The sequence below is a fragment of the Promineifilum sp. (SeqCode) genome, from assembly GCF_041918635.1.
GTDB lineage: Bacteria > Chloroflexota > Anaerolineae > Promineifilales > Promineifilaceae > Promineifilum.
The window spans coordinates 1-2,589 of record NZ_JAYRVJ010000668.1 but is presented as its reverse complement, the minus strand read 5'-3'; the positions used below and the strand labels follow the sequence as shown (position 1 = coordinate 2,589).

2 pseudogenes are annotated in these 2,589 nt (G+C 65.2%); both read left to right on the top strand.

Going from position 1 to position 2,589, the window contains the following annotated elements:
• Nucleotides 1–575, top strand: a pseudogene (locus tag ACE3UY_RS19595) (hypothetical protein); the annotation flags it as partial.
• A 274-nt stretch (nucleotides 576–849) separates the two neighbouring features.
• Nucleotides 850–2,589: pseudogene (locus tag ACE3UY_RS19590) on the top strand (hypothetical protein); the annotation flags it as partial.

The window sequence follows — 2,589 nt, the reverse complement described above, 5'->3', positions numbered from 1 at the left end:
TGCGCTTCACCCCGGCGCAACTGGGCGCGAATACGCAGGGAACGCTGGCGCTGTGGCTCGATGGCTCCGACGTGGGGCTGGCGGCGGCCGGCGAGAAGATCGACGCCCTCGCTTTCTCCGAGGACGGCCGGCTGCTGGTCAGTCTGACCGGCTCTGGCGTCGTGCCGAAGCATCTGGGCGGCACGGTGGCCGTCCGCGATGAGGACTTGATCGAGTTCGTGCCCACGCAGATGGGGCCGAATACACTGGGGACGTGGCTGATGCGTCTGGATGGCTCGCTGCTGCCCAAGATGGGCGCGGAAGACGTGCGCGGGGCGTTCCTGCCCCTGGTCGACGACTACAACACGCCGCCGCATTCAGCGTACAACTACCTCGTGACGGTGGAGAACGACTACACCTTCCGGGCGTGCTGCTACAGCAACGTGACCGCCAAGGCCGGCGACATCATCCACGCCCGGCTCCATTTCTACTTTGACAACATGGACGAACTGGATATGTCCATCATCCTGCGGGCGGCCGACCTGCACTTCCCGCGCAAGATCACCGGCTATGCCGATGGGCCGGGCTGGAATTAGGGGCCAGGGAATAGGGGCTAGGGCATAGGGAAGAGCGGCGGGCGGAGGGGCCCGCCGCTCCTGGTTTGTAGCGCGGGATGGTATCCCGCGTTTGGGGGCGAAGCGGCGGGTTGCCAACCCGCGCGACAAGGGCGGTTATGGTCGGCGTTCCAGTGAAGACATAACTTTTTGTGGTGTTATTCGGGGGGGTGGCCGATCTATACTGAGGGTATCGAGTCGCCAGACCGCTGAGGTTTGCCGCAACCCCCCGTAGGTCTGGGAAGGAGCCAATCTCATGTACCGCAAGCTCATCGTATTGACCGTTCTCCTGCTGGCGCTGGTCGCCGGCGGGAGCGCCTGGGCCGCTCCGGCGGCGCAGACGGAAGCGCCCGAAGCCGCCGGGGCGTTCCTGCCCGGCGATGAACCCAATGATACCTTCGCCACCGCCACACCGATCAACTATTACCACGAAGGGTATCTGATGACGCCTACCGACGTGGACTTCCTGCGTGTGGAGTTCGATCACGCGGTTCTTTTGGACGGGGTGCGACTCTACGTGCCGATGACGACCTGGCAGCCGGAGCCGAAGTTGCGCGTGGAGCTGTCGCTCTACAACGGCGCGCAGACCTTGCTGGCCCAGGATGCAGATTGCGTCGAGCCGGATATTTTACTCCCACCCTTGACCCTGCCGCCGGGCGTTTATTATGCGCGCCTCCGCACCTGCGCCGGCACGTTTGACAGCGATCAAGGCTATGAGTTCTACGCTTACGGGACGGATACCGAATGGGAGCCGAACAACAGCCGCGCCACGGCCACACCGTGGGGCGACATCCAGGCCGCCATCAGCCCGGCTGGCGACGTGGACTTCTACAGCCTGGAAGGAACGGCCGGCCAGCGCTGGCGCGTTGCGCCGGAGAGCTACGACGAGAACTTCCCGGTTCCCGAGGTGGCGATGCTGGCCGCCGATGGAACCATACTCGGTTACCCGACCTGGGAGTTTACCCTGCCGGCCGATGGCGTGTACTACGTGCGTGTCCGCTCGGCCACCCACCCGACCGGCGTCGGGCGCTATCGCGTCCAGCTCTACCCCATCGTTGACGACCCCATTGCCTCTATAGACGAAATCGAGCCGAACGACACGCCGGCTCAGGGGCAACTGTTGGCCTATGGTGATGCGGTGCTGGGCGAAGCGGGCGCAGGTGATATTGACCACTTCCGCTTCAACGGCGCGGCTGGCGACTGGCTGGTGTTGACCAACGGCAGGGGCGTGAAGTGGGACAACCTGACGCTGTACGACCCGGCCATGCAGCCCGTGGCGCTGAGCACTATTGGCATCGCCCACCTGCCGGCGACCGGCCTCTACACCATCGCCAAGGGCGGCCCGGCCGACTATGCCACCAGCTATAAAATCTCTCTCCTCCAATTGACCGGCGACGAGCCGGCCAACGACACTCAGGCCGGGGCCGAACTGATCGCCCCCGACCAGTTGGTGCAGGCAGCCTATGACTACCCCTGCGACGAGGATTGGTATCGCTTCCAGGGGCGGGCCGGGGACGTGTTCCCCATCATCTACCCGCGTGACATCTACGAGGGTACCTTCTTCTGGCTCTACGCGCCCGATGGCACGCTGCTGGATCGCACGCACGTGTTGCCGGCCGATGGGACGTACTACTTGCGCGTCCATGGCGACTGGTGGACGGACGATGATTGGGAGTGCAACACCGGCGAATACGACTTCACCGCCGTCACCGAGAGCCTGTGGGTCAGCGCCCGCGTGGACGGGCTGGGCGGCGCGGCCAACAAGCGGGGCGACATCCTGGTGCGCAACAACGCCGCCGGCTCGTGGCGGCTGGTCTTCGACGCCTCCGACGTGGGCATCACCCGCAACGTCGTGGCCTTCGATCTCATGCCCAACGGCAGCATCCTGATGAGCCTGGACGCGGCGCAGAACGTGCCGGGGCTGGGCCAGGTGACGCCGCAGGACATCATCCGCTTCGCGCCCACCTCGCTGGGGGCCAACACGGCCGGGTCGTTC